Annotated in this window: 22 protein-coding genes and 2 pseudogenes; 10 read left to right on the top strand and 14 right to left on the bottom strand. The window is 72.5% G+C overall.

Annotated elements, in window-relative coordinates:
• Window positions 1–46: 46 nt before the first annotated feature.
• The 4 genes from FDO65_RS15305 (at window position 47) to FDO65_RS15290 (ending at window position 4,227) form a co-directional block, all read left to right on the top strand.
• Window positions 47–688 (top strand): TetR/AcrR family transcriptional regulator, encoded by a 642-nt coding sequence (locus FDO65_RS15305; RefSeq protein WP_166442207.1) that lies wholly within the window; start codon window positions 47–49, stop codon window positions 686–688.
• 110 nt (window positions 689–798) lie between these two features.
• Window positions 799–2,298, top strand: coding sequence for a glutamate-cysteine ligase family protein (locus tag FDO65_RS15300; protein WP_137450522.1), 1,500 nt, complete (start codon window positions 799–801; stop codon window positions 2,296–2,298).
• A 169-nt stretch (window positions 2,299–2,467) separates the two neighbouring features.
• Complete coding sequence (locus tag FDO65_RS15295; RefSeq protein WP_137450696.1) at window positions 2,468–3,580, top strand: LLM class flavin-dependent oxidoreductase; 1,113 nt, start codon at window positions 2,468–2,470, stop codon at window positions 3,578–3,580.
• Window positions 3,577–4,227 (top strand): CE1759 family FMN reductase, encoded by a 651-nt coding sequence (locus tag FDO65_RS15290; protein WP_137450521.1) that lies wholly within the window; start codon window positions 3,577–3,579, stop codon window positions 4,225–4,227. The genes FDO65_RS15295 and FDO65_RS15290 overlap by 4 nt, the downstream gene beginning before the upstream one ends.
• A 157-nt stretch (window positions 4,228–4,384) precedes the next feature.
• Here the strand turns inward: FDO65_RS15290 and guaD are convergent, their stop codons facing one another.
• The 9 genes and pseudogenes from guaD to FDO65_RS15250 form a co-directional block, all read right to left on the bottom strand.
• Window positions 4,385–5,692, bottom strand: a complete 1,308-nt coding sequence (gene guaD / locus FDO65_RS15285) for a guanine deaminase (RefSeq protein WP_137450520.1) — start codon at window positions 5,690–5,692, stop codon at window positions 4,385–4,387.
• A 71-nt stretch (window positions 5,693–5,763) separates the two neighbouring features.
• Complete coding sequence (locus FDO65_RS15280) at window positions 5,764–6,162, bottom strand: hypothetical protein (protein ID WP_137450519.1); 399 nt, start codon at window positions 6,160–6,162, stop codon at window positions 5,764–5,766.
• Window positions 6,163–6,311: 149 nt separating this feature from the next.
• The gene (xdhC, locus tag FDO65_RS15275; protein WP_137450518.1) at window positions 6,312–7,184 is read right to left on the bottom strand and encodes a xanthine dehydrogenase accessory protein XdhC; all 873 of its coding nucleotides are present in this window, start codon (window positions 7,182–7,184) and stop codon (window positions 6,312–6,314) included.
• On the bottom strand, window positions 7,184–9,631 hold the full coding sequence (gene xdhB, locus FDO65_RS15270; protein ID WP_240757633.1) for a xanthine dehydrogenase molybdopterin binding subunit: 2,448 nt from the start codon (window positions 9,629–9,631) through the stop codon (window positions 7,184–7,186). Before xdhB ends, xdhC begins: the two co-directional genes overlap by 1 nt.
• Entirely contained in the window at window positions 9,628–11,238 is a 1,611-nt protein-coding gene (locus FDO65_RS15265; protein WP_137450517.1) for a xanthine dehydrogenase small subunit, read from the bottom strand. Before FDO65_RS15265 ends, xdhB begins: the two co-directional genes overlap by 4 nt.
• 93 nt (window positions 11,239–11,331) lie before the next feature.
• Window positions 11,332–11,808 (bottom strand): annotated as a pseudogene (gene uraD / locus FDO65_RS23340) (2-oxo-4-hydroxy-4-carboxy-5-ureidoimidazoline decarboxylase); the annotation flags it as partial.
• A gap of 99 nt (window positions 11,809–11,907) precedes the next feature.
• Window positions 11,908–13,815: pseudogene (gene uraD, locus FDO65_RS15260) on the bottom strand (2-oxo-4-hydroxy-4-carboxy-5-ureidoimidazoline decarboxylase); the annotation flags it as partial.
• Window positions 13,816–14,212: 397 nt separating this feature from the next.
• Window positions 14,213–14,674, bottom strand: a complete 462-nt coding sequence (locus FDO65_RS15255) for a helix-turn-helix domain-containing protein (RefSeq protein WP_137450515.1) — start codon at window positions 14,672–14,674, stop codon at window positions 14,213–14,215.
• Complete coding sequence (locus FDO65_RS15250; RefSeq protein WP_137450514.1) at window positions 14,671–14,913, bottom strand: thiamine-binding protein; 243 nt, start codon at window positions 14,911–14,913, stop codon at window positions 14,671–14,673. Before FDO65_RS15250 ends, FDO65_RS15255 begins: the two co-directional genes overlap by 4 nt.
• Before the next feature lie 61 nt (window positions 14,914–14,974).
• Between FDO65_RS15250 and FDO65_RS15245 the strand changes: the two genes are divergently transcribed.
• On the top strand, window positions 14,975–16,003 hold the full coding sequence (locus FDO65_RS15245; protein WP_137450513.1) for an MSMEG_6728 family protein: 1,029 nt from the start codon (window positions 14,975–14,977) through the stop codon (window positions 16,001–16,003).
• 168 nt (window positions 16,004–16,171) lie between these two features.
• Window positions 16,172–16,561 (top strand): nuclear transport factor 2 family protein, encoded by a 390-nt coding sequence (locus tag FDO65_RS15240; protein ID WP_137450512.1) that lies wholly within the window; start codon window positions 16,172–16,174, stop codon window positions 16,559–16,561.
• A 63-nt stretch (window positions 16,562–16,624) separates the two neighbouring features.
• Here FDO65_RS15240 and FDO65_RS15235 read toward each other — a convergent pair whose 3' ends face one another.
• The 3 genes from FDO65_RS15235 to FDO65_RS15225 are packed head-to-tail and all read right to left on the bottom strand — an operon-like array spanning window position 16,625 to window position 19,847.
• The gene (locus FDO65_RS15235; protein ID WP_137450511.1) at window positions 16,625–17,854 is read right to left on the bottom strand and encodes an MFS transporter; all 1,230 of its coding nucleotides are present in this window, start codon (window positions 17,852–17,854) and stop codon (window positions 16,625–16,627) included.
• On the bottom strand, window positions 17,851–19,050 hold the full coding sequence (locus FDO65_RS15230) for an acyl-CoA dehydrogenase family protein (RefSeq protein WP_137450510.1): 1,200 nt from the start codon (window positions 19,048–19,050) through the stop codon (window positions 17,851–17,853). The genes FDO65_RS15235 and FDO65_RS15230 overlap by 4 nt, the downstream gene beginning before the upstream one ends.
• Window positions 19,047–19,847 (bottom strand): DUF429 domain-containing protein, encoded by an 801-nt coding sequence (locus FDO65_RS15225; RefSeq protein WP_205850058.1) that lies wholly within the window; start codon window positions 19,845–19,847, stop codon window positions 19,047–19,049. The genes FDO65_RS15230 and FDO65_RS15225 overlap by 4 nt, the downstream gene beginning before the upstream one ends.
• A gap of 131 nt (window positions 19,848–19,978) precedes the next feature.
• Here FDO65_RS15225 and FDO65_RS15220 point away from each other — a divergent pair, with 131 nt between their 5' ends.
• Both FDO65_RS15220 and meaB read left to right on the top strand, forming a co-directional pair.
• Complete coding sequence (locus FDO65_RS15220; RefSeq protein ID WP_137450509.1) at window positions 19,979–20,422, top strand: SgcJ/EcaC family oxidoreductase; 444 nt, start codon at window positions 19,979–19,981, stop codon at window positions 20,420–20,422.
• Window positions 20,423–20,482: 60 nt separating this feature from the next.
• Window positions 20,483–21,511 (top strand): methylmalonyl Co-A mutase-associated GTPase MeaB, encoded by a 1,029-nt coding sequence (meaB, locus tag FDO65_RS15215; protein ID WP_240757632.1) that lies wholly within the window; start codon window positions 20,483–20,485, stop codon window positions 21,509–21,511.
• Window positions 21,512–21,527: 16 nt separating this feature from the next.
• Here meaB and FDO65_RS15210 read toward each other — a convergent pair whose 3' ends face one another.
• The gene (locus tag FDO65_RS15210) at window positions 21,528–23,003 is read right to left on the bottom strand and encodes a serine/threonine-protein kinase (RefSeq protein ID WP_166442206.1); all 1,476 of its coding nucleotides are present in this window, start codon (window positions 23,001–23,003) and stop codon (window positions 21,528–21,530) included.
• A 215-nt stretch (window positions 23,004–23,218) separates the two neighbouring features.
• Between FDO65_RS15210 and FDO65_RS15205 the strand changes: the two genes are divergently transcribed.
• Together FDO65_RS15205 and FDO65_RS15200 are read left to right on the top strand one after the other, a co-directional pair.
• Window positions 23,219–24,037, top strand: a complete 819-nt coding sequence (locus FDO65_RS15205) for a purine-nucleoside phosphorylase (protein ID WP_137450507.1) — start codon at window positions 23,219–23,221, stop codon at window positions 24,035–24,037.
• A 28-nt stretch (window positions 24,038–24,065) separates the two neighbouring features.
• Window positions 24,066–25,730 (top strand): phospho-sugar mutase, encoded by a 1,665-nt coding sequence (locus tag FDO65_RS15200; RefSeq protein ID WP_137450506.1) that lies wholly within the window; start codon window positions 24,066–24,068, stop codon window positions 25,728–25,730.
• Here FDO65_RS15200 and FDO65_RS15195 read toward each other — a convergent pair.
• The gene (locus FDO65_RS15195) at window positions 25,727–26,209 is read right to left on the bottom strand and encodes a hypothetical protein (protein WP_137450505.1); all 483 of its coding nucleotides are present in this window, start codon (window positions 26,207–26,209) and stop codon (window positions 25,727–25,729) included. The genes FDO65_RS15200 and FDO65_RS15195 overlap by 4 nt on opposite strands.
• Window positions 26,210–26,236: the final 27 nt, after the last annotated feature.

Raw genomic sequence — 26,236 nt, 5'->3', positions numbered from 1 at the left:
CATACCGGTCGGTATACTCGCAGTGTCCCTACTGAAAGGAGCGACCGTGACCGCCCCCACTCACGCCCTGACGTCGCTGGACGATCACACCCCCCAGGCCCTGCGGCCGGTGCTGCAGCCCCTTCCCCCGCTCACCGACGCCGGGGTGCGGCTGCTCGACGCCGCCAGCGACCTGTTCCACCGCCGGGGAGTCCGCGCCGTCGGCGTCGATCTCATCGCCGAGGTCGCCGGGACGACGAAGAAGACCCTGTACGACCGCTTCGGCTCCAAGGACGCCCTGGTCGCCCTCTACCTCCTGCGCCGCGCGCACCGCTGGCGGGCGCATCTGTTGGCCCAGCTCAACGCCCTCGACCTCGCCGACGACCCGGCCGCGGCCCGCGCCCAGCAGGTCCTCTGCGTGTTCGACATCCTGGAGGACTGGATGGGGCAGGAGCGCCGGGGCTGCGCCTTCGTCAACACCTTCGCCGAGCTGGGCGACGGCGACCACCCGGCCATCGCCGTCATCCGGGCGGAGAAAGCGTGGATGCGGGCCCTGTTCGACACGCTGGCCGGGGACGGCGAGGTGGGTGGGCATCTGCACCTGCTCTACGAGGGGACGCTGGTCGTCCTCACGGCCGGCGGTGATCTGTCGGCCGTCGCGCAGGCGCGCCGCGCCGCCGAGCGGGTGCTCGCGGCCCCCCGCCCCTGACGTCGGCAGACCACTCACTTCGCCGCGAGACCACCGGTCAGTGCCGCGCACCGGTGTGGTTGGCTGTCCCCGACTGCGGTCCGCGCAGGCCCTTGATCCGAGGCGGTCCCATGGGTGACGACATCCAGCCCGCGGTCTACACCCGCGAGCAGCGACAGGCCTACCGCGCCAAGGTGCGGCGGTGTCTGGACGTCTTCGAGCGGATGCTGATCGGCCACACCTTCGATGCGCCGGACGGGGTCGCGCCGCTGACCGGCCTGGAGATCGAACTCAACCTGGTCGACGACACCTGGCATCCGGCGATGGCCAACGCCGAGGTTCTCGAGGCCATCGCCGATCCGGACTTCCAGACCGAGCTGGGCCGCTACAACATCGAGTTCAACGTGCCGCCGCGGCCGCTGGCCGGCGACTCGCTGCTGGACCTGGAGGACCGGCTGCGGGCGTCGCTGGACCACGCCGAGTCACGGGCCAACAGCACGGGCTCGGAGATCATCATGATCGGCATCCTGCCGACGCTGCGGCCGGGGCATTTCGAGACCGAGTGGATGAGCGCCAACCCGCGCTACCAGGCCCTGGACGAGGCGGTGTTCGCCGCCCGGCGGGAGGACCTCGAGCTCGACATCGCCGGGCCGGGCCCGGGAGCCGAACACCTGCAGATGTTCGCCGACACCATCGCCCCGGAGTCGGCGTGCACGTCGGTGCAGCTCCACCTGCAGGTCGCCCCCGGTGATTTCGCGGCCTGCTGGAACGCCGCCCAGGCGCTGGCCGGCCCGCAGCTGGCGCTCGGGGCCAACTCGCCGTTCCTGTTCGGGCACCGGCTGTGGGCCGAGACGCGCACCGAACTGTTCCTGCAGGCCACCGACACCCGTTCCCCGGAGCTGCGGAACCAGGGGGTCCGCCCGCCGGTGTTCTTCGGCGAGCGGTGGATCACCTCGATCTTCGACCTGTTCGAGGAGAACGTCCGCTACTTCCCGGCGCTGCTGCCGGAGACCACCGACGAGGACCCGGAGGCCGTGCTCGCCGCGGGCAACGCGCCGAACCTGCAGGAACTGCGGCTGCACAACGGCACCGTCTACCGCTGGAACCGGCCGGTCTACGAAGTCGTGCAGGGCCGCCCGCATCTGCGGGTGGAGAACCGGGTCCTGCCGGCGGGCCCGACGGTCGCCGACGTCCTGGCCAACGCCGCGTTCTACTACGGCGCCCTGACGATGCTCGCCGCCGACGAGCGCCCGGTGTGGACGAAGATGTCGTTCGACGCGGCGGCCAGCAACTTCCGGCAGGCCGCCCGGTACGGCACCGACGCCGTCTTCTACTGGCCGGGTTTCGGTGAGGTGCCGTGGGACGAGCTGGTCCTGCGGCATCTGCTGCCGCTGGCCGACGAGGGTCTGCGGCAGTGGTCGGTGTCCGACACGGCCCGCGCCCGCTACCTCGGCATCATCCGCGACCGGGCGAAGTCCGGACGCAACGGCGCCTGGTGGCAGACCGAGACGGTCGCCGCCCTGCAGCGTCAAGGCCGTTCCCGCGACGAGGCCCTGACCGAGATGCTGCGGCTCTACTCGGCCGGGATGCACTCGAACGAACCCGTGCACACCTGGGCAGTGCCCGACTGAGCCGTCGCAATACGCGACTGGCCGCGGTCTGCCGACCCTGAGGGAATAGACTCGCCGTAAAAGTGTTTGAACGGTCAAGTACTTGCCTGATGGTGCGGCCGGGCAGCCTGACCGCGGAGGGTTGGAGACGGACATGACATCGACGAACCAGAGCACCCCTGAGAGCGGCATGCAGTTCGGCATCTTCACCGTCGGCGACGTGACCGTCGATCCGACGACCGGCCGCGAGCCGACCGAGCACGAGCGCATCAAGAACATGGTGGCCATCGCCCGCAAGGCCGAAGAGGTCGGCCTGGACGTCTTCGCCACCGGCGAGCACCACAACCGGCCGTTCGTGCCGTCCTCCCCCACCACAATGCTGGGCTACATCGCCGCACAGACCGAGCGCCTCATCCTGTCGACCTCGACCACGCTGATCACCACGAACGACCCGGTGAAGATCGCCGAGGACTTCGCGATGCTGCAGCACCTGGCCGACGGACGGGTCGACCTCATGCTGGGCCGCGGCAACACCGGCCCGGTCTACCCGTGGTTCGGGCAGGACATCCGGCAGGGAATCCCGCTGGCCGTCGAGAACTACGCGCTGCTGCACCGGTTGTGGCGCGAGGACGTCGTCGACTGGCAGGGCAAGTTCCGCACCCCGCTGCAGGGCTTCACCTCGACCCCGCGTCCGCTGGACGACGTGCCGCCTTTCGTCTGGCACGGTTCGATCCGCACCCCCGAGATCGCCGAGCAGGCCGCCTATTACGGCGACGGCTTCTTCGCCAACCACATCTTCTGGCCGGCCGAGCACACCAAGCGGATGATCGCGCTCTACCGGCGGCGGTTCGAGCACTACGGCCACGGCTCCGCCGACCAGGCCATCGTCGGCCTCGGCGGGCAGGTGTTCATGCACAAGAACTCGCAGGACGCGATCCGGCAGTTCCGGCCCTACTTTGACAACGCCCCGGTCTACGGGCACGGCCCGTCGCTCGAGGACTTCTCCGAGATGACGCCGCTGACCGTCGGCAGCCCGCAGCAGGTCATCGACCGGACGCTGGGCTTCCGCGAGTACGTCGGCGACTACCAGCGTCAGCTGTTCCTGATGGACCACGCCGGGCTGCCGCTGAAGACCGTGCTGGAGCAGCTCGACCTGCTCGGCGAGGAGGTCGTCCCGGTGCTGCGGCAGGAGTTCGCCGCCCGCCGTGCCCCCGGCGTCCCGGCCGCGCCGAACCACGCGTCCCAGGTCGCCGCCCGGGATGCCGTTGTCCGCAACGATTCTCGGGAGAAGGTGTCGGCATGAGCACGACCTACCGTCTCGCGGTGATCTCCGCCGGGCTGAGCTCGCCGTCGTCCAGCCGGGTGCTGGCCGATGAGCTGGCCGCGGCCACCGTCCGGCACCTGTCGGCCACCGCCGCGGGAGTGTCCGTCGCGGTGGACGTGGTCGAGCTCCGGCCGCTGGCCCACGAGCTGATGGACAACCTGCTGACCGGGTTCCCGCCGCCGGCCCTGAAGGCGGCGATCGCCACGGTGACCGGCGCGGACGCCGTCATCGCGGTGACGCCCATTTTCACCGCGTCCTACAGCTCGCTGTTCAAGGCGTTCTTCGACGTCCTCGATCCCGAGTCGCTGACCGGGATGCCGGTGCTGATCGGCGCGACCGGTGGGTCCGAGCGGCACTCGCTGGCGCTGGACCACGCGGTGCGGCCACTGCTGGCCTACCTGCGGGCCCTGGTCGTGCCGACCGCCGTCTACGCCGCGTCGACCGACTTCGGCGCGGCCGGCGGCGACACCGCCGGCCTGGCCGGACGGATCGACCGGGCCGGTGCGGAGCTGGCCGTTCTGCTCGCCGGTCGTCCGGCCCGTTCTCACGCGCAGTCGGCCGACGATGCCAGCGCAGCTGACGATTTCGACCACGTCATCGATTTCGAAAAGCTGCTCGCCGGCTGACGCTGCTGTTCCGCGCTGACGCTGACAAAACCGGTCGACGCTGATCATCTTCCTGCGACACGCCCTCCGGACCCTGCCATCTCGCTCAGATGATCAGCGTCAGCGGCGTTGGGCCGCGTCCGCTGAGATGATCAGCGTCAGGCCGCTCGGCTCATCATCAGGAGAGCTGCCGACCGGCCAGCCACACCCCGGCGACGTCATTCGCGGTGGCCAGCGCGAACACCCGGGCCAGGGCGTCGGCCGCGTCCGCACTGTTGGCCAGGTTGACGGCCAGGGACGTGCCCTCGTCCGGGCGCAGCCAGACGGCGTCGAAGTCCTTGCCGACCGACAGGTCGCCGACCCGGTCGAACAGGCCAAGAGCAGCCGCACCGGCGGCGGTGGCCAGGTAGAGCAGGTGGGTCGGGGTCAGCTCGTAGCCGGTGCCGCCGGGGCGGCCGTCGGTGCCGAGGAGCTGCTGCATGAAGTAGGCCTGCAGGCCCTCCTTCAGCAGGAACAACCCCGTCCCGCCGCCGACGTCGGACCCCAGTGACACCCCGACACCGTGCTCGACGTGCCGGCCGAGCGGGAACAGCCCGCTGCCCAGCGAGGCGTTGCTGGTCGGGCAGTGCGCCGTCCACGACCCGGCCGCGGCCATCGCGGTCAGCTCGGCGTCGCTCGGGTGCACGTTGTGGGCGAAGACGCTGCGATCGGTCACCAACCCGTGCCGGGCGTACGACTCGAGATAGTCGGTGGTGCCGAACAGCTCGGCCACAGTGGCAATCTCGGCCCGGTTCTCGTTGATGTGCGAGGTGAACCAGACACCCGGGTTGTCGGCCAGCAGCTGGCCGCACACCTTGAGCATGTCGTCGCCGGCGGACAGCGAGAACCGCGGCGTCACCGCGTATCTCATCCGGCCCTGGCCGTGCCAGCGGTCGATCAACCGCTGTGACGCGGCCTGCGCCTGCGCGGGCGTGTACAGCAGTTCCTCCCGCAGGATCCGGTCGGAGACGACGAGCCCGGCGGTCAGGTTCAACCCGACATTCCCGGCGGCGGTGAACAACTCGTCCATGGCCGACTCGAAGTGCGCCCCGAACACCAACGCAGACGTGGTCCCGCCCCGCACCAGCTGGCCGAGGAACTCGCGGGCCACCGCGGCGGCGTACTCGGGCTCGGCGAAGCGGGCCTCCTCCGGAAGTGCGCACTTGTCCAGCCACTCCAGCAGCGGCATCCCGAGGCCACCGATCACCCGGGTCTGCGGGAAGTGGACATGGGTGTCGACAAACCCGGGCAGCAGCATCCCGCCGGACAGGTCGACCACGTCCTCGTCGGGATGCGCGGCCTGCAGGCTCACGAAGGTGCCGCGCTCGGCGATTCGCCCGTCGTGGACGAGCACACCGCCGTCCTGCTCGACCCGCAGGGCGGTGCCGGCGTCAGAGGTGAATGGGTTGGCCGGGGTGTCGATGACGGTGGCGCGGTAGAGCGTCACGGGGTTCCTCCAGGTACGGGGCAAGGCGGGTCCGAGAAGGGCGGTGCCGCACCGGGAACCGGTGGACGGCGTCAGAGCCCGTCGGGGGCGAACACGAGCGTCGAATCGGGGGTCAGGTTGCTGCGGTCGACCACGGTGTGGACGCCGTGGGGCTGGAGCTCGGTGATGGTGACGGACAAGGCCTGGCCGGTCCGATCGCCGATCCTTAGATGCATTGGGTCGCCGGTGCGGACGTCCTCCAGCTCGATGCCCCCGGTCATACTCCGGGTGGCGAGGAGTTCCACCCCGCGGAGATCGCCGAACTCCTGCGTGGTCACCGGTGACCCCTGGACGCCGATCGACACCGTCCACGCGCCGGGCGGGAGCAGCTGTGCCGGGGTCGCCGCGGCGGCCGAACCCGCACCCAGCAGGGCCAACGACCCTACGGCGACGGGGAGCAGGGTGGCGGCGAGGACGAAGCGGACGGACATGGCGGGCCTCCTGAGGGCCGGAGCAGCGCTGATGACTGCTGTCGACTCTCGTCCGGCAGGGGGCCCCGCGAGTCAGCCCATCGCCCGATCCACGGGTGGACAGCGACGCTCCCCCGATCGGCGGACGGCCGGCGGGGCGCACCGCGCGATCACCCCGGCCCGCCGGTGAGACCGGCGTCCAGCAAAGGCGTCTCGGCCATCGAAGCAGCGCCCTTGTCACTAGAGCCGGAAGCACCGATCAGCCCGAGCATCTCGGCGGCCACCGAGATCGCGATGACCGCGGGTTCCTTACCGCCGATGCCGGGCAGCCCGATAGGGCACCGGATCCGGTCGATCGTGGCAGCGTCGTGCCCGGCCTCGGTGAGCCGTCGCCGGAACCCGGTCCACTTGGCCGACGAGCCGATCAGCCCGATCGAGCCGAGTTGCGGCAACCGCAGCGCGGTGTCGCACAGGGCGAAGTCCTCGGCGTGGTCGTGGCTCATGACCAGCACGTGCGCGCCCCGGGGCAGCGCCTCGAGCTGCTGCTCGCCGAGCAGCAGGTGCTGCACGCTGACATCGGCCGGGCCGCCGGTGATCTCGGCCAGCCGAAGCGGTTCCAGCTGGTCCTCGCGGGAATCGACCAGCACCAACCGGAGGTCGAGCCGCGACAGGATGCGCCCCAGTTCCAGGCCAACATGGCCCAGGCCGAAGATCGCGACGGTCGGCCGGGCCGGCAACGGCTCCAGCAGCAAGGTGACCTCGCCGCCGCAGCACTGCCGGCCGTGCCGGTTACGGGCCTTGTCGGACAGCTTGGACACCTGGGTCTCCGGGGTGATCACACCGGTGGCGATGATCTCCCGCGCCCGGGTGATCGCCGCCTCCTCCAGGTTGCCGCCGCCGACGCTGCCCCAGCTGTGGTCGGCGCCGACGACCATCTTGGCGCCGGCGTCCCGCGGGGCGTGCCCGCGCACCGCGGCGACGGTGACCAGGACGACCGGCGATCCTTCGCGCCGGGCCCGGGTCACCGCGTCCAGCCAGTCCATCAGACCCTCACCGGTTCGCCGGACGTGCGCGCGTGGCCGTTGTGGGACCCGTTGGCGAGAGCCGCGTCCGCCGACCCGTTCTCGGCCGCCGCACGCGCTTCCTCGACCGCCCAGAACACCGCCTCCGGTGTGGCCGGGCTGCGCAGATCCACCGAGTGACCTTCCGGGCCGAACGCGGCGGCCGCGGCCCGCAGCGCTTCCCGCACGCTGAACGCGTGCATCAGCGGCGGCTCGCCGACGGCCTTGGAGCCGTAGACGACGCCGGACTCGGTGGCCTTCTCGAAAAGGTGGACGGCGAAGTGCTCGGGCATCTCGGAGAAGCTGGGGATCTTGTAGGTGCTGGCGGCCTGGGTGTTCAGCCGGCCTCGGTGCGGTCCGTCCGAGGTGTCCCAGCGCAGCTCCTCCAGGGTCAACCAGCCGGTGCCCTGCACGAACCCGCCCTCGATCTGTCCGACGTCGATGAGCGGGGACAGGCTGTCGCCGACGTCGTGCACGATGTCGGCCCGCAGCACCCGGTAGGCGCCGGTGAACCCGTCGACCTCGACCTCGGAACATGCCGCGCCGTAGGCGAAGTACTTGAAGGGCTCGCCCTGCATGCGGTTGGCGTCCCAGTGCAGCCCGGCGGTCCGGTAGAAGCCGGCGGCCCACAGCTGCACCCGCTGGAAGTAGGCGTCGTGGCAGAGCTTGGCCCACTCGATCTGCTTGTCGTGGAAGCCGATCCCGGTCACCACCCCGTCGACGAAACGCACGTCGTCCGGGTGGATGCCGAGTTGCCCGGCGGCGACGACGTCGAGCCGGCGACGGATCTGCTCGCAGGCGTCCTTGATCGCGCCGCCGTTGAGGTCGGCGCCGGAACTGGCCGCGGTGGCCGAGGTGTTCGGCACCTTGTCGGTGCGGGTCGGGGCTAGCCGCACGTAGCTCAGCGGGACGCCGAGGGCGGTCGCCGCGACCTGGATCATCTTGGTGTGCAGGCCCTGTCCCATCTCCACGCCGCCGTGGTTGATCAGGACCGAGCCGTCCTTGTAGACGTGCACCAGGGCGCCGGCCTGGTTGAACGCCGTCAGGTTGAACGAGATCCCGAACTTCACCGGCGTCATGGCCAGGGCCCGCTTGGAGTGCTCGGACGTGGCGTTGAACTCTTCGATCGCCAGGCGCCGGGAGACGACGTCGGCCTTGGTCTCCAGGGTCGCCCAGATCTGTTCCAGCCGTTCGGCGTGCCGGACCGGCTGACCGTACGGGGTGGGCTGTCCGGGGACGTAGAAGTTGCGCCGCCGCAGGTCTTCGGGCTGGGCGCCGAGCAGCGGGGCGCACCGGCCGAGGATGTCCTCGATGACGATCATGCCCTGCGGTCCGCCGAACCCCCGGAACGCCGTCTGCGACGTCTTGTTGGTCTTGGCGATCCGGCCGTGGACCTCGATGTCCGGGATCCAGTAACAGTTGTCGATGTGGCAGAGGGCCCGGGCCAGTACCGGCTCGGACAGGTCCAGGCTCCAGCCGCCGTCACTGGTCAGCGTGGCCTTGAGCGCGCGGATGCGGTGGTCGGCGTCGAAACCGACCTCCCAGGCGGCGTGGAACGGGTGCCGCTTGCCGGTCATCGTCATGTCCTGCGTGCGGTTCAGGCGCAGCAGCACCGGGCGGCCGGTGATCGTGGCACCCAGGGCGGCGACCGCGGCGAACCCGTGCGGCTGCATCTCCTTGCCGCCGAAACCGCCGCCCAGGCGCAGACACTGGACGGTGACCTCGTTGCTGTGCACGCCGAGGACGTGGGCGACGATCTCCTGCGTCTCCGTCGGGTGCTGGGTGCTCGACTGCACGAAGACCTGTCCGGCCTCGTCCACCCGGGCCAACGCGGCGTTGGTCTCCAGGTAGAAGTGCTCCTGACCGCCGAACTCGAACTCGCCGGTGAACCGGTAGGTCGAGTCGGCGAGGCCGGCCTCGGCATCGCCGCGGCTGACCGTGCGGGCGGCGCCCTGGAAGCTCTCCGCCTCGATGGCCTCGGTGATGGTCATCAGCGACGGCAGCGGCTCGTACTCGACGACGATGGCCTCCGCGCCGCGCCGGGCGTCGTCCTCGGTCTCGCCCAGGACGTAGCAGACGGCGTGGCCGTAGAAGCGGACCTCGTCACCGAACAGCGGCTCGTCGTGCTTGATGCCGGCGTCGTTGACCCCGGGAACATCGGCGGCGGTGAGCACCCTGACCACACCGGGGACGGCGTAGGCCGGGGTGACGTCCAGCTTCGTGATCTTCGCGTGGGCATGCGGGGCCTGCAGCGGCCAGGCGTGCAGCAGATCCTTGGTGTGCGCGACGAGATCGTCGGTGTAGAGCGCGGTCCCGGTGACGTGCCCGGGAGCGGACTCGTGCGAGATCGGCAGGCCGACCTTGGGATTGTTGGGGCGGTCGGCCAGCGGGCCGTGCGTGATCTTGTCGTTGTGCGAGAGCTGGCTCACGAGGAGCTCCCGTTCTGCCGCGGGGCGGCGTTCTGGGCGTGGAACTTGCGCAGGGCGGTACCGAGCATGGCCCGGCGGTAGGCGGCACTGGCCCGGTGGTCGTCGATGGGAGTGCCTTCGGCGGCGAGGATCTCGGCCGCCGCGCGGGCGGTCGCCCCCGTCCACGGTTGACCGACCAGGGCGGCCTCGGTGTCCCGGGCCCGGATCGGGGTGGCGGCCACGCCGCCCAGACCGATCTTGATGTCAGCGATGGTCTGGCCCTCCAGCACGAGGGCGAAAGCCACCGCGACGCTGGAGATGTCGTCGAAGCGCCGCTTGGCGATCTTGTGGAACCCGGTGACCGGGGCGACCGGGGTGGGCACCCGGATCGCGCCGATCAGCTCGTCGGGCCGGCGCACGGACTTCCGGTAGCCGGTGAAGTACTCACTCAGCGGCACCGTGCGCTCCCCCGCCGTCGAGGCCAGGACCAGCGAGCAGTCCAGGGCCAGCAGGACGGGCGGGCTGTCGCCGATCGGCGACCCGGTGCCCAGGTTGCCGCCCAGCGTGGCGCCGTTGCGGATCAGCCGGGAGGCGAACTGCGGGAACAGCTCGGACAGCAGCGGCACCCGCCCGGCCACCGCGCGCTCCACCTCGGACAGCGTCAGCGCGGCGCCGATGACGAGCGCGTCCGGCTCGATCGTGAACTCGCGCAGCTCGGCGATGCGATCGACGGCGACGGTCAGGTCGGCCCGGGAGTGCCGGATGTTGAGCTCGACGCCCCAGTCGGTGGACCCGGCGACGATCCGGGCGCCCGGGTTGTCGGCCAGCAGGGTCAACGCGCCGGCCAGATCGGTCGGGCGGCGGTACTCGGTCCCACCCTCGGTGATGACGGTGGCCGGCGCGGCCGGAGCGGGCTCGGCCCGGCGGGCGGCCAGCGCGTCGTCGGCGGCCGGCTCACCCAGGGCGTAGGCGGCGTCCCGGATCGGCCGGTAGCCGGTGCAGCGGCACAGGTTGCCGGACAGGGCGTGCAGATCGAACCCGTTGGGCCCGTGCTCGTGATCGACGGCGTGCCCCGGCGCGGCCGGGTCGTCCGCGGGACGGCCGTCCGCCGCGGCGTCGGCCACCGACGGGTCGGCCCCGGCGACCCGCTCCGTGGTCCCGGTCGGCGTGCGATCGGGGCGGTAGTACTCCGATGCCATCGAGCAGATGAAACCCGGGGTGCAGTACCCGCACTGGGAGCCACCGCGGTCGGCCATCTGCTGCTGCACCGGGTGCAGCGCCCGGGGGTCGCCGAGCCCCTCCGCGGTGACGACCTCCTGGCCGTCGAAACCGGCGGCCGGGACCAGGCAGGCGTTGATCGCCGTCCACCGGGTGGTGTCCTCCCCACCGACGGCGTCGGGACCCTCGGGGCGGGCCACCAGCACGGCGCACGCGCCGCACTCGCCCTCGGCGCAGCCCTCCTTGCACCCGGTGAACCCGGTGCCGCGCAGCCACTCCAACAGGGTGGTGTGCCCGCCGACCGGGCCGAGCGGGCGGGCCCGGCCGTTGACCACGACGGACGGCTCGTCCGCCGCCGGAGACGTCCCGCCGGCCCGCTGGGCGTGGGGGGCGATCACCTGCTGGATCATGATGGAACTCCCTGCTCCCCCGCCGGTCCGGGGTGGACCGGCGGGGGCTGTGGCGTGTGCGGCGGTGGACTGCGGGCGGCGGCAGTGCGTGGCCTAGGAGGCCAGTATCTGCTCCAGGCGGGTCAGTGCGATCTCTCGCAGCTGGGTGACCACCTCCGTGCGTTCGGCCTCCGGCGAGTTGCCCAGCCGGCGACGCAGCTCGGACAGGATCTCGTCGGCCGAACGGCCGGCGGCCCGGATGAGGAACACCCGGTCGAACTTCTGCTCGTACTCGGCGTTCCCGGCCAGGATGGCCTGCTGGGTCTCCTGCCCGGCCTGCCCGACGGCGGACTGCTCGCGCTGGGAGAAGGCCACGTCGTGACCGGCCCCGGCGCGCTCGCCGATCCGCGGATGGCGGGCCAACGCGGCGTACAGCTCGTCGTCGCTGAAGTCGGCGGCAGCGTCGCGGGCCCGGTGCAGCAGGTGCTGCGCGGACTCGTAGGGGCGGCCGGACAGCACGTCGTCGACCCAGCGGGGCACGTCCAGACACGTCTGCAGCTGCTGCCGGGCCTCGGACTCGGGCGCGGAGTTGAAGCGCCGCGTCCCGGCTTCCAGCGGCCCCTCGGGGCGCCGATGGGCCGACGCGGTCGGGGGCGTGGTCAGGGCATCCACCTCCTCCAGCAGGATGGCCCGGGGCAGCACCAGCGGGCTGGCGTCGGCGACCAGGTCGTCGAACCGGTGGTTGGCGATCTTGGAGACCTCGATGAGGGCGGTCGCCCGCTCCTGGTTCGGCGAGTTCTGCATGCGCTCCCAGCCGTGCCGCAGGATGGTGTCCCGCTTGTCCAGGTCACGCACGGACATGATCAGCGGGATGCCGAACCGCTCGCGGTAGGCCTGGTTGAGGTGGCTGAAGCGCTCGTGGTCCTCGTCGTCCAGCAGGGCCAGACCGGACGCGGTCCGATCCTTCTTCGACTCCGCCGAGGAGTTCCCGTCGGAATCGCCGCCCAGCTCAGGGTAGGACGAGAGCAGCTCGCGCAGCTCGGTGTTGTTCGCGGTGAACAGGGCGTCCTGGAACGCGGCGCGCAACGCCGGGGTGTCGGCGAACGGGCGCAGGTCGTACGCCCGCTCGGTCACCCAGGTGGGTCCGTGAAACAGCGCCGAGAACGTGCGGACGAACTCGTCGCGGCTCATCTTGTTGACCGCGTCCAGCCGGATGACGCCCTTGCCGGGGGTGCCGGCGACGGCCGGGCCGTGCCCGCGGTCCAGGTGGTGGAACACCAGGTTCAGGATGATCGCGGTCAGGCTGCCCAGGGTGATACCGCTGCCCAGGATGATTTGCGCCCACTCCGGGACGGCCTTGGCCACGTCCGGCTGGAACGTCACGAAGACGGCCAGACCCACGCTGGTGCCGACGATGACAACGTTGCGGTGGTCATGGAAGTCGACCCGGGACAGGGTCTGGATGCCGACCACCGCGACGGTGGCGAACATGGCCAGGGCGGCGCCGCCCAGCACCGGGTGCGGGATGCTGGCGACCAGGGCACCGGCCTTGGGGATGAGGCCGATGACGATCATGAAGACACCGGCGGCGGCAACCACATAGCGGCTCTTGACCCGGGTCAGCCGGACCAGGCCCACGTTCTCGGCGAAGCAGGTGTACGGGAACGAGTTGAGCACTCCACCGAGGAAGGTGGACAGCCCGTCGGCCCGCAGGGCGCGGGAGACGTCCTCGGCGCCGACCCGCTTCTCGACGATCTCGCCGGTGGCGAAGACGTCGCCGGTGGTCTCCACCGCGGTGATCAGCATGACGACGATCATCGAGATGATCGCGGCCACCGAGAACTTGGGCAGACCGAAGAAGAACGGGGTGGTGACGCCGAACCAGGCGGAGTCGGCCAGGCCGTCGAAGTGCGCGTCGCCCAGCAGCGCGGCGACCGCGGTGCCGATGACCAGGCCCGCCAGCACGGCAACGGTGGCCAGGAAGCCCTTGAAGACGCGCTGGATCAGCACGATCAGCAGCAGGGTGCCCAGGGCGTAGGCCAGGTTCTTCGGGTTGGTCGGGTCCGGGGTGGCGGCCCCGCCGACGGCGTCGGCCGCGGCCACCGGCAGCAGCGCGATACCGATGATCAGGATGACCGAACCGGTGACCACCGGCGGGAAAAACCGGATGAGCTTGGCGAAGTACGGCGCGATGAGGAACGTGAACAGGCCGGCGACGATGACCGAGCCGTAGATGTAGACCAGGCCCTGGGTGCCACCGCCCTGGGCCATCGCGATGGCGATCATCGGGCTGACCGCGGTGAACGTCACGCCCTGCAGCAGCGGCAGCCGGACGCCGATCTTCCAGAACCCGACAGACTGGATGATCGAGGCGATGCCGCAGGTGAACAGGTCGGCGTTGATGAGGTGGATCAGTTCCTGCTGGCTCAAACCGATGGCGTTGGCCAGCAGGATCGGCACCACGACGGCGCCGGCGTAGAACGCCAGGACGTGCTGGATGCCGTAGACGGCGAGCTTCGGGATCGGCAGAACCTGATCGACCGGGTGTTTGACGGACGTGGTCCGGGCCGATCGGCCCGACGTGGTGGTGGAAGCCATGGAGACCTCTGATCCGGAGGACGGCCAGGGCACGCTGCTGCGTACCCGGCGGACGGGAGTGGACCGGACTGCGGCCGCGAGACGGCCGCGGGGGAAGTGTGCGCGCAGTCTGCGGCGGTGAATGTGCTGGTGTACGGCGCGGGCGTGTCGGCGGGGTTACGGACCCGGGCTCGGATCGCAGTGGTGGGTCGTCGGGCGCGGCGGCGGCCGTAGCGGCATGGAGGACCTGCTCTCCGTTGAGCGGTGGGTCCGTGAGGGCGGGACCGGAGACGACGGTGTCGGTGGTCCCGCACTCACGACTTCGGCGGAACTTGTCTTCCGCCCAACGGAATCTAGCGAGTGACCCAGGCCACGTCAACAGTTTGTTGAATACACCGGTGCGGACCGTCGGGCCGCACTACGCGCGTTCGCGGTTGAGGTAGTTGTAGACCGTGAAGCGGCTGACCCCCAGGGCGCCCGCGACGGTCTCCACCGCCTTGCGATAGGAGAACGCCCCGGCCTCCTCGAGCAGCCGCACCGCCCGCTGCTTGTCCGGGCGGGGCAGGTCGGCCAGCGGTTCGTCGAACTGCCGCTCCACGCTCGCGAGGATGCCGGCCAACCCACCGAGATCCGCGTCCTCGGTCCCGGCCGGCGACCCGCCGTCCGCCGACCCGGCCGGCTCGCCGGTGACCGGGCCGGGCAGCCGCACCCCGGCCACCACCGCGCCCCGCCAGTGCAACGGCACATCCCGGGCATCCAGCTCGGCCGGGTCCACCAGACGGGCACCGATCCGGTCGAGGAGCGGCCGCACCGCGCCCAGCAGTTCCGCGGCGGACACCTCGTCCGACGGGTCCGCGACCAGCGCGTCGACCTCGCTCATGGCCCGTCCGGACGGACCTGCAGGGTGATGCGGCTCGCGCCCGATCGCAGGGCGGCCGCGATGACGTCCCGCAGGGTGTCGGCGACCACCTCGAGGTCACCGTCGACCTCGGTGCCGAACGGCCCGAAGTCACCGTGCAGACCAGAGGCATCGACCACCTCCCACGCCGCCTGGGCGTGCGGGGGCGGTTGCCCCTCCCCCTGGAAGGGTTCGGAGGTGAACTCGGCGACGACCCGCACCCCGACACCCTAACCAGGGCGAGCGGCGTGAGACCGACCCCGGCGGGCAACTCTGCCCATCGTGCAGACCTTTCTCCCCGATCCGGACTTCGCCACGTCGGCCGCCCTCCTGGACACCCCGCGGCTGGGCAAGCAGCGGGTCGAGACCCTGCAGATCCTGCGGGCGCTGACGCTCCCGGAGTACGGCTGGCGCAACCATCCGGCCGTGGTGATGTGGCGGGGTCGGGTCGACGCGCTGGTGCGGTACGGGCTGGACTGCGTCGACGAATGGCGACGCCGCGGGTTTCCGGACACCACGGCGGACCAGATCGCCGAGTTCGCCCCGGACGTCGTCGGGCTCACCCAGGACGACCTGCAGGCGGCCGGCCGGTTACCGGGCTGGCTCGGCCGGGAAAAACTGCACCGTTCGCACCGCAGCAAGCTGCTCGGCAAGGACCCCGACCACTACGGCCCGCTCTTCGGCCCGAGCCGGAAAACCGCGGCCGGCGCCACCGAGGCAGACCTGGGCGAGCGGGCCGAGCGGGACCCGGGCGAGCGGACCGCCGACCGCCCGGACGGTGGTCTGCCGGACGACCTCGACTACGTCTGGCCCGGCGCCGACCCGGGGGCGGCGAGGCCGACCGAGGAGCCGGTGGTCGACCCGGCCACCTGCTGGTGGATCGTCAACCCCACCTCGGCGGACCGGCTCGGCCGGCTGCTGACCGAAGGCGTCATCGGCCTGGGCGTCGAGACGGGGGTGGTCCAGGACGCGACCGGGCTGTCGCTGGCCGACCTGCGGGCGACGCTCGACCCCCCGACCGGCCGGGTGACCCGGCCGCTTCTCGCCCTGTCCCGGTTGCTGCAGGACGTCGAGCCGGGTCGACAGGTGGGCGTCCTGATCGCGCGGGGACGTCAGGTCCTGATCGGCGAGGTGACCGGCGACTACAGCTACACGGTCGCCCGCGCGGCCACCGCCGCACACGGCGACCCGATCGTCCACCGCCGCGACGTCCACTGGCATTCCGTCGTCGAACGGGCGCGGTTCCAGCCGCCGGCGTTGCTCCAGGATCCGCGCCCGTTGTTCGCCGTTCGGCCCCCGATCGGCGCCTGAGCGCATCCGGACCTCGGGACGGGAACCGAAACGGCGCGACGTTCGGCGGCCCGTCCGGGTGACCACGGGCCGCTCCGGTGGGTACTCACTCCGGCACTGACCCCCGCACCGGCACCGCCGGTCCGAGCCGGCCGACCGGTCGGTCACGTCCGATCGAAGGGAACCACCATGTCCGACGACCACGCCCAGGCCTTCGCCGACGCTCTGCAGCACCTCGAGAAGAGCGGTGACGTGGACGCTTTCGTCCAGGAGCAATTCGCCGACGGGGCGACGCTGCTGCGCCCCGAGGTCGACCAGGAGGTCAGCGGCAGCGACGGCGCCCGGCAGTACTGGCAGCAGTACCTCGGCCAGTTCTCCGACATCGCCTCCTCGTTCGACCGGATCACCGGGTCGGGGAACCTCGGCGTCCTGGAGTGGACGAGCACCGGCACCCTGGCCGCGGGGGCGTCGATCAACTACCGCGGCGTGAGCCTGCTCGACTTCGACGACCAGGGGAAGGTGTCGCGGTTCGCCACCTACTTCGACACCGCCCCGTTCGCCGGGGCTGCGACCTCCTGACCCGCCGTATCGGCAGCGGCCGACGCTCCGACCCACCCGGGACGGGGCGTCGGCCTTCTGGTCTCAGGCCGCGGACGGCAGTTCGTCCTCGACCTTGCGGGGCCGCACCGCCGCCAGGCCGGCCACGATCTGCAGGACCACCACCGCGCACATCGCCAGCAGCGGGATCGTCCAGTCGCCGCTCAGGTCGAACAGCAACCCGAACCCGATGGGGCCGACCGAGGCGATCAGGTACCCGACGCACTGCGTGAACGCCGAGAGCGACGTGGTCGCGAGCCCGGTGCGGGCCCGCAGCGCGATCAGGGTCAGGGCCAGCGGGAACGTCCCGGTGCCGACCCCGATGAGCGCCGCCCACAGCCACACCGGGTCCGTCGGCGATGCGATCAATCCGACGAACGCGGCCAGATAGCAGGACGACAACCCCAGTACGAGCAGCTGCGGACGGCTGGCCCGGCCCAGCAGCGGCGGCACCAGCGCGGCGAACGGGACACCCACCGCGATCGCGATCGACACCTGCGCGGCCGCCACCACGTCGGGCAGACCCGCCCCCACGAGGATCTGGGTCAGCCAGCCGAACACCACGTAGGCGACCATCGACTGGCAGGCGAAGTAGACGGCCAGCGCCCAGGCCACCCGGGTCCGCGCCAGCTGGCGCAGCGGTATCCGTCGACCGGCCGGCGCGCCTGCGGCCTTCGCCGCGGGGCCCCGGTCGGCCCGCAGCATCGCCAGCCACGGCACCAGGGCGATCACCGCGGTCACCGTCCACAACCCGAGACCGACCTGCCAGTCGCCCCCCAGCGCCCGTTCCACCGGGATGGTCAACCCTGCGGCCGCCGCCCCGCCGACCGTCAGCAGGGTGGTGTAGGCGGCGGTGAGCAGCGGGATGCGATCGGGGAAGTGCGCGCGCACCAGCCCGGGCATCAGGACGTTGGCCACCGCGATCCCGGCCAGCGCGAGGAGCGAGCCGGCGAACAGGGCCGCCACACCGGGCAGGAAGGCGCGGGCCACCTGCCCCATCACCAACGCGGCGAGCGCGACCACGACGGTGCGATGGGCGCCGAACCTCGCGGCCAGCGCCGGGGCGGCCAACCCGGTGACCGCGAAGGCCAACGTGGGCAGCGACAGGAGCAACCCGGTGGTGCCGGCCGGGAGTCCGGTCGCCGCCCGCAACTCGGGGATGACCGCGCCGAGCACGTTGACCGCCGGGCGCAGGTTGAAGGCCAACAGCAGGATCGCCGCGGCGATCAGCACCCGCGGACCCGCAGCGGGACGCGGTGCCGGTTCGGCCGTCACCGGAAAGCGGGTAGACCGGTGATGGCCTGCCCCATGACAAGCGTGTGGACGTCGTCGGTGCCCTCGTAGGTCCGCACGCTCTCGAGGTTGTCGGCGTGCCGCAACGGTGAGTGCTCCAGGGTGATCCCGTTGCCGCCCAGCAGTTCCCGGGCCTGCCGGCAGATGGCGATGGCCTCCCGCACGTTGTTCAGCTTCCCGAACGAGATCTGCTGGGGCTGCAGGCGTCCCGCGTCCTTGAGCCGGCCGGTGTGCAGGGCGACCAGCTGGCCCTTCTGCAGTTCCAGGACCATGTCGGCGAGTTTGCGCTGGGTCAGCTGGTACCCGGCGAGCGGACGGTCGAACTGGGTGCGCTGCAGGCTGTAGCGCACCGCGGCCTCGTACGAGTCGCGGGCCGCGCCGAGGACGCCCCAGAGGATGCCGTACCGGGCCTCGTTGAGGCAGCTGAACGGCCCCTTCAACCCGACCACCCCGGGGAGGACGGCGTCGGCCGGCAGCCGGACGTCGTCCATCGTGATGTCGCACTGGATGGAGGCGCGCATCGACAGCTTGCCGGCGATGGGGGTGGCGGTGAACCCGGGCGAGTCGGTCGGGACCAGGAAACCCCGGATGCCGTCGTCGGTCTGCGCCCAGATGACCGCGACCGCGGCGATCGACGCCAGCCCGATCCACCGCTTCGCCCCGGACAGGACCCAGTCCGCACCGTCGCCCGCACCGTCCCGGCGGGCGAACGTGCGCATGCTGGCCGGGTCGCTGCCGGCGGTCGGCTCGGTGAGGCCGAAGCAGCCGATGAGTTCACCGGTGGCCATCCGCGGCAGCCACTGCCGCTTCTGTTCCTCCGAGCCGTGCCGGTGGATCGCGGTCATCGCCAGGGACCCCTGGACGGAGACGAACGTCCGCAGCCCGGAGTCGCCGGCCTCCAACTCCATGGCCGCCAGGCCGTACTCGACGGCGCTGCGACCGGCGCAGCCGTATCCGGTCAGGTGCATCCCGAGCAGCCCGAGAGCGCCCATCTGCGGGGCGATCTCCCGCGGGAAGTGCGCGCGCTCGTACCAGTCGGCGATGTACGGACGGATGCGGTCGTCGACGAACGCGCGGACCGTCGCCTGCGTCCGCCGCTCCGCGTCGGTCAGCAACGAGTCGAGGTCCAGGTAATCGCGGGCCCGATCGGTCAACGGCTCGGACGGCGTCGGGGTCATGCGGTGGCTCCTCCGGTCGGCAGGCGATGCAGTGCGGTCGTCGGCAGGGCGATCCATCCCTCGATCGCGGCGACCGCCGCGTCCGCCGGCGGCGGGACGGTCGCCGCGCCGATCACCACGGCGCGGGCGACCAGTGCGCTGACGAGGGCGTCGAGCGCGTGATCGGAACGGCACAGCAGCTCGCGCTGGCCCCCGGACACCCGCAACCACGGGATCGTTGCCAGGAGGTTACCGACCAGGGCGCTGCGGACCGCCGCGTTGGCCGTCCCCTTGTACGCCCGGGAGGTCAGCCCCCAATGCCGCAACGCGACCGCCGGGTACACCTCGGCCACCGGCCCGCGGCCGCTGCGGTCCACGGGACGGCCGGGTTCGGACAGGCGGGCCAGGATGCCGGCCACCCGGACCGCGGGATGCGCGATGCGATCGGCGGCCACGCTCAGCGGCCGGTGCCCGGCGGCGATGACGGCCAGATCGGTGCGCCGGTACAGCAGCGGACGGCGCGCGTCCGGCGTGCCCAGGTCGGTCGGCGCGGTGCCGCCCCGGTGGGCCAGCAGGAACTCGACGAACCGCTCCGGCCACCCCAGCGGGCAGTCGATCCCGGTCCGCCCGCCCGCCCGCGCCACCCGGCCGATGACCTCGACGATGGCGTCGTCGGCCACGCCGACGGTGAGCTGGGTCAGCTCGGCTTCACCGTCCATGGACCAGTCGACGACGGCGACCGCTGTGTTGGTCGGCGCGGCGGCCAGGTCCACGCCGGCAGTGGGCGCGGCGGCTCCGATCGCCGCGGTCGTCGTCACCCCCCGAGCATGCCCGTCCGGAACCGGTCCGGACGACGACACCGACCCGGGCGGGCGGACGACGGACCCCGTCCTCGGCACCTCGCGGGTCGCCGGGGCTGGCAGACCGCCCGGTCGGTGACAATCTGGGTATGACCTCGACCCCCGGCCGTCACCCGGAGCACGAACGTCGAGCGGTAGAACGCACGCGGTACCTCGCCCACCGGCTGATGACCGCCTACAACGACATGGACGCGGACGCCTTTGCCGCGCTGTTCACCCCGGACGCCGTCTTCATCAACATCTTCGGCACGCGGATGCCGGGTCGCGCCGAGATCGCCCGCGGGCATCGGGCCGGGTTCGAGACCCGCCTGGCCGGAACCGCGCTGACGGCTGACGATCTCCGCGTCGCTCTGGTGCACGAGTCGACCACGGTGGCGCACCTGTCCTGGACTCTCCGCCACACCCCCGCCGCGACCGCACACACGCTTGCCCCGTGCCGCGGCATCTTCACCCTGGTCGCCGCGAGCACCGACGGCGCCGACTGGGCCTTCGTCGCGGCCACTAACGTCCGGCAGACGCCGACCACCGGCTGAGACGGCGGACCCGACGTCCGAGCCGGAAGTCCAGTCCGGTGCCCCCGTAGCATCGCCCGCGTGTCGACTCCCGTTCCCGCCGCCGACCGTCCGACCGCCGGCGGGGCAACGGCGACGGACACCACCCGGCTGCTGACCGACCTGCAGAACGGTTCCCGTGCGGCCCTCGCGCGAGCCATCACCCTCGTGGAATCCACCCGGGCCGACCACCGGGCCGCGGCGCGGGATCTGCTGGCCGCGCTCCCCGAACCGGAGCGACCGACCGTCCGGATCGGCATCAGCGGGGTCCCGGGGGCCGGGAAATCGACCCTGGTGGAGATGCTCGGCACCCGGCTGACCGCGGCCGGGCACCGCGTCGGCGTCCTGGCCGTCGACCCGTCCAGCGCCCGCACCGGCGGGTCGGTACTCGGCGACAAGACCCGGATGCCGCGCCTGGCCGTCGACCCCGACGCCTACATCCGGCCCTCCCCCACTGCGGGCACGCTCGGCGGGGTCGCCCGGGCGACCGCGCAGACCGTCCCGGTGCTGGAGGCCGCCGGTTTCGACGTCGTGCTGGTCGAGACGGTCGGCGTCGGCCAGTCCGAGACCCACGTGGCCGCGATGGTCGACACGTTCCTCCTGCTGGCCCTGGCCCGGTCGGGTGATCAGTTGCAGGGCATCAAGAAGGGCGTCCTGGAACTGGCGGACGTCGTCGCGATCAACAAGGCCGACGGCGACCGCGCCACCGAGGCCCGGGCGGCGGCCCGCGAACTGGCTGGGGCCCTCCGACTCACCGCGCGGGGCATGGACGAGGTCTGGACCCCACGCGTCGTGACCTGCTCCGGGCTCACCGGCGACGGGGTGGACGAGCTGTGGGCCACCGTGACGGCGCACGCCGCGGCCCTGGGCCCGGAGCGGATCCGGCAGCGGCGGGCCCAGCAACGCTGGGCGCTGGCCCAGGCGCTGGTCCGCGACGAACTGGAGGACCGCTACCGCCGGTCCCCGCAGGTGCTGGCCGTCCGGGACGACGTCCGCCGGGACGTGCTCGACGGCGTGCTGTCCGCGTCGGCGGCGGCCGACGCACTGCTCGGCGCGTTCGACGCGACCTGACCGCCCGGGCGAGACGTCAGAGCTGGCCGGGGGTCTCGCCCGTGTCGGCCGGACCGGCCGTGGCTGCCGGGGGCGCGGCGGCCGAGGCCGTGCCGTCGCTGGCGGCGTCGGCGATCAGCCGGACCCCCAGGAACGCGGCCACCGCGATCAGCGCCGCCACCAGCAGGGCGACGAGCAACCGGGCCCGGCTGCGCGGGGGCGCCACGTCCGGCAGGGCCGGCAACGCCGCCGATCCGGTGCCGTCGGTCGCCCACGGTGGCGGGGGCAGATCCTTCGACGCGGCGGGGACGGGGGTCTGCGCACCGGGGCCCACGCCCGAGCGGGTGGCCCGCCCGGTGGCGGACACGTCGGCCGGGCTCGACACCGGTTCCGGACCGGCCGGCCGCAGGCCGCTCGCCGGGGTGGCCAGCGGTGAGGACGCCGGACGGGCGGGCCGGGCCTGGTGCGGCATGCCGTGGGCCGGGGTCGCCGCCGGGCTGGGCGGCAGCTGTCCGGCCAGGCCCAGCTTCATCCCGGACGGGTCGTCGGCGACCGCCCGCAATGCGGTGAGCGCCCGGTCCAGCCGCATGCGCAGATGCGGGGTCTTGACCAGCAGACCGGACACCACGCCGCCGATCCGGCCGGCGTGCGGGTGCGGCGGCACCGGGTCCTTGACCACGGAGGTCAGGGTGGCGATGGCCGACCCTTGGTCGAACGGCGGATGCCCCTCGACGCACGCGAAGAGCAGCCCACCCAGGCCCCACGCGTCGGACACCGGCCCGGCGGGGACGCCGCTGGCGACCTCGGGCGCGATGTAGGCCGGCGACCCGAGCAGCAGCCCGGTCGCGGTCAGGGTCTGCTCCCCCGAGCTGCGGGCGATGCCGAAGTCGGTCAGCTTGATGCGGCCGTCGTCGCAGATGAGCACGTTGGCCGGTTTGACGTCGCGGTGGGTGATACCGGCGGCGTGGGCGGCGAGCAGTCCGCCGGCGACCGCGACACCGATGGTGGCGGCCTGCCCGTCGGACAGACGCTCGACCTGCTTGATGATGTCGGCCAGCGACCGCGCCCGCAGCAGCTCCATGACGATGACCGGGCCGCTGTCCAGGGTCAGGATGTCGAAGAGCGTGACGACGTACGGGTTGGACAGCGCACCGATCGCCCGGGCCTCCCGCAGCGTCCGCTGCTGCAGCTGGCGGACCTCGTCGGACGACATGCCCGGCGGGTAGTCGATCTCCTTGATGGCGACCCGACGCTGCAGCACCTCGTCGGTGGCCGCCCACACCGTGCCCATCGATCCCTTGCCGATGACGGAGTCGAGCCGGTAGCGCCCGGCCAGCCGTCGCCCGGACGCCGAAGCGTCGGGGGTCCGGGTCGCGGCCGGCGGCCGAGCCCCGGACCGGCTGAGCAGCGACTCCATCACCGCGGGTTGGGTGTCCTGCGGGGATGCCGCCGGAGCGCCCGGCGCCGGACGTGCGACCGACCCACGATCGGGCGGCGTCTCGGTCGGCGGCATGCGGTCCATCGTGCCAAACCGGGGCCCACGCAACGCCCCGGAAACAGCTGTGTCCCCGTTCCGGACGGCATGTCCTTTCCCACCCCGACCGCACGCAACCCGATCGGGGAGTCGGGCATCTGATCAGACCCACTCGGACGGGTCAGCCAGGCCGGCTGGGCCGGAGCGGCCGACCGGCCGCCCCCGCGGACGCCGGTCGATCTAGGCTCCGGGGCATGTCCGACGCCTCGAACCCCGCCGCCCCGTCGCCGCAGGAACTCGCCGCCCAGGCCGCCGCCGTGCTGGCCGAGCGCACCGGCGCCGCCACCCACGACGTCGCCCTGGTGATGGGCTCCGGTTGGCTGCCGGCCGCCGAACGGCTGGGTACGCCGGAGGCCGAGATCGACATGACCGATCTGCCCGGCTTCCGGGCCCCTGGGGTCGCCGGCCACGCCGGCAAGGTGCTGTCCGTCGTGATCGGCGACAAGCGGGCCCTGGTCTTCCTCGGCCGCACCCATCTGTACGAGGGCCGCGGGGTCGCCGCCGTGGCCCACGCCGTGCGCACCACCGCCGCCGCCGGAGTGCGGACGCTGCTGCTGACCAACGCGGCCGGCGGACTGCGCCCCGGGATGCGCCCCGGTGAGGCCGTCCTCATCGCCGACCACCTCAACCTGACCGCCACCTCACCGATCGCCGGGGCCAACTTCGTCGACCTCACCGACCTCTACTCACCGCGGCTGCGCGAGCTGGCCCGCCAGATCTCCCCCGAGCTCACCGAGGGCGTCTACGCCCAATTCCCCGGGCCGCACTTCGAGACCCCGGCCGAGATCCGGATGCTCGCCACCCTGGGCGCCGACCTGGTCGGCATGTCGACGGTGCTGGAGGCCATCGCCGCCCGCGAGGCCGGACTCGAGGTGTTCGGCCTGTCCCTGGTGACCAACCTCGCCGCCGGCATCACCGGCGAGGCCCTCAACCACCAGGAGGTCCTGGACACCGGCCGCGCCGCCGCGGCCGACCTCGGTGAACTGCTCCGTGAGCTGATCACCCGGTCCTGACCTCCCGCACCGAACGGACGGAGCCGACATGTCCCTGGCCGCGCCGCTGCCCACCGAGGTCCGCACGGCCGCCCTGCGGTGGATCGCCGACGACCCGTCGCCGGCCGACCGGGACGAGCTGCAACGCGTGCTGGCCGACGCCATGGCCGGCCGGGGCGAGGCGGTCGCCGACCTCACCGACCGGATGCGGGCCCCGTTGACCTTCGGTACCGCGGGCCTGCGCGGACCCCTGCGGGCCGGACCGGCCGGGATGAACCTCGCCGTGGTGCGCCGGGCCGCCGCCGGTATCGGGCGCCACCTGCGGGCGACCGGCGCCGCCGGCCGCACCGTGATCGTCGGGCACGACGCCCGGCACCGGTCGGCGGAGTTCGCCCGGGACGCCGCCGGGGTGCTGGCTGCGCAGGGTTTCACCGCGCTCCTCGCTCCCGGACCGCTGCCCACCCCGGTGACCGCGTTCGCCGTCCGGCACCTGGGTGCGGCGGCGGGCGTGCAGATCACCGCGTCCCACAACCCGCCGAACGACAACGGGGTGAAGGTCTACCTGGCCGACGGCGCCCAGCTCGTCGGCCCCGCCGACGCCCGCATCGAGGCGGAGATCGCCGCCGTCCCGGCCGCCGTCTCCGTCGATGTCGGCTCCCCCGGGGCCTGGCCGGACGACCTGGTCGACGCCTACGTCGACCGACTCGGTGAGCTGGCCCGCACCGCGCCGGCCGCCGACCGGTCGTCGCTGCGCGTCGCGCTGACCCCGATGCACGGGGTGGGCGGCGAGGTGACCGTGCGCGGACTGCGGGCCGCCGGCATCACCGACGTGCACGTGGTCGCCGCCCAGGCCGTCCCCGACCCCGACTTCCCGACCGTCCCCTTCCCCAACCCGGAGGAACCGGGCGCGACCGACCGGCTGCTCGCCCTGGCCGCCGACGTCGACGCCCACCTGGCCATCGCCCTCGACCCGGACGCCGACCGGTGCGCGCTGGGGATCCCTGGCCCGGACGGCTGGCGGATGCTCACCGGCGACGAGGCCGGCGCCCTGCTGGGCGACCACCTGCTGCGCACCCTCGACCGCACCGCGCACCCCGACCCGCTGGTCGCCACGACCATCGTCTCCGGGGAACAACTGCAGGCCATCGCCGCCCGGCACGGCGCCCGCTACGACGAGACACTCACCGGGTTCAAGTGGATCGTCCGGGCCGGCGACGGGTCCGGCACCGGCCTGGTCTTCGGCTACGAGGAAGCCCTGGGCCTGTGCGTCGATCCGGGCGTCGTGCGCGACAAGGACGGCATCTCCGCCGCCGTGGTCGCCGCCGACCTGACCGCGCTGCTGCGCTCCACCGGGGCGACCGTCACCGATCGCCTGGCCGAGATCGTCGACGCGGACGGGCTTTTCGTGACCGGTCCGTTGTCGATCCGGGTGACCCGGCTGGCCGACATCAGCGACGCGATGCGTCGCATCCGCGCCACCCCGCCCACCGAACTGCTCGGCGACGACATCACCGAATCCGCCGACCTGCTCCCCCGCACCGACGCCGTCCGCTGGCGCACGACCCGCGCGCGGGTCGTCGTCCGGCCGTCCGGCACGGAACCGAAACTCAAGGCCTACCTGCAGGTCCGGGGCACCGACGGTCAGTCCGCCGACCAGGTGCGGGCCGACCTGGACCGGCTGCGCGAGGAGGTCCGGGCGGTGCTGGGGCTCTAGCGCGTCGGCGGGGCACCGTCGGAGGCCACCGGCACGAAGGTCATCCGGTTCAGGCCGTTGTCCAGCACGACCGAACGTTGTCCCGCGGCATCGTCGACGGCGACAGCGGGACGGGACCTGAGCATCTGCTGGAACTGTTCGGCCTGTCGGTCGACGACCGTGCCGCAACTGACGGCCGGGCCGGCCATGCCGCCGAGATTCATCCGACCGGCGACGATCGAGATCGGTCCGGCCGCCCCCGCGCAGCCGGTCGACGCGACCAGGTTCGTTCCCCTCACCTCCCACCACACGTCCATCCCGGGCGCCGGGGCGGAGCCGTCGGGGAGCGCATCGGACTGCCAGCGGACGTCCCGCAGGGCGGCGAGCAGCGACTGATCGTCGACCGGCGGGCTGGGTGGATCAGCCCCGAGGGTGCAGCCGGCGAGCAGCACGGCCGTGAGGCCGGCCGTCGCCACTCGTCTCGCCAGTGGTGTGGTCACCGCAGTCCCCTCCCCACGGGTCGCTCG

Source organism: Nakamurella flava (genome assembly GCF_005298075.1).
GTDB classification, from domain to species: Bacteria; Actinomycetota; Actinomycetes; order Mycobacteriales; family Nakamurellaceae; genus Nakamurella; species Nakamurella flava.
The sequence above is the reverse complement of the archived record's forward strand: the minus strand, read 5'-3'. Positions and strand labels throughout refer to the sequence as shown.

What these genes read in the sequence shown, in the direction of transcription:
- FDO65_RS15280 (WP_137450519.1), bottom strand. Translation starts at nt 6,162, where the DNA reads ATGTCCGTCCGCTTCGTCCTCGCCGCCACCCTGCTCCCCGTCGCCGTA.
- FDO65_RS15290 (WP_137450521.1), top strand. Translation starts at nt 3,577, where the DNA reads ATGAGCACGACCTACCGTCTCGCGGTGATCTCCGCCGGGCTGAGCTCG.
- FDO65_RS15210 (WP_166442206.1), bottom strand. Translation starts at nt 23,003, where the DNA reads ATGCCGCCGACCGAGACGCCGCCCGATCGTGGGTCGGTCGCACGTCCG.
- FDO65_RS15220 (WP_137450509.1), top strand. Translation starts at nt 19,979, where the DNA reads ATGACCTCGACCCCCGGCCGTCACCCGGAGCACGAACGTCGAGCGGTA.
- xdhC (WP_137450518.1), bottom strand. Translation starts at nt 7,184, where the DNA reads ATGGACTGGCTGGACGCGGTGACCCGGGCCCGGCGCGAAGGATCGCCG.
- FDO65_RS15240 (WP_137450512.1), top strand. Translation starts at nt 16,172, where the DNA reads ATGTCCGACGACCACGCCCAGGCCTTCGCCGACGCTCTGCAGCACCTC.
- FDO65_RS15200 (WP_137450506.1), top strand. Translation starts at nt 24,066, where the DNA reads ATGTCCCTGGCCGCGCCGCTGCCCACCGAGGTCCGCACGGCCGCCCTG.
- FDO65_RS15230 (WP_137450510.1), bottom strand. Translation starts at nt 19,050, where the DNA reads ATGACCCCGACGCCGTCCGAGCCGTTGACCGATCGGGCCCGCGATTAC.
- FDO65_RS15255 (WP_137450515.1), bottom strand. Translation starts at nt 14,674, where the DNA reads ATGAGCGAGGTCGACGCGCTGGTCGCGGACCCGTCGGACGAGGTGTCC.
- FDO65_RS15205 (WP_137450507.1), top strand. Translation starts at nt 23,219, where the DNA reads ATGTCCGACGCCTCGAACCCCGCCGCCCCGTCGCCGCAGGAACTCGCC.
- FDO65_RS15300 (WP_137450522.1), top strand. Translation starts at nt 799, where the DNA reads ATGGGTGACGACATCCAGCCCGCGGTCTACACCCGCGAGCAGCGACAG.
- FDO65_RS15265 (WP_137450517.1), bottom strand. Translation starts at nt 11,238, where the DNA reads ATGATCCAGCAGGTGATCGCCCCCCACGCCCAGCGGGCCGGCGGGACG.
- FDO65_RS15295 (WP_137450696.1), top strand. Translation starts at nt 2,468, where the DNA reads ATGCAGTTCGGCATCTTCACCGTCGGCGACGTGACCGTCGATCCGACG.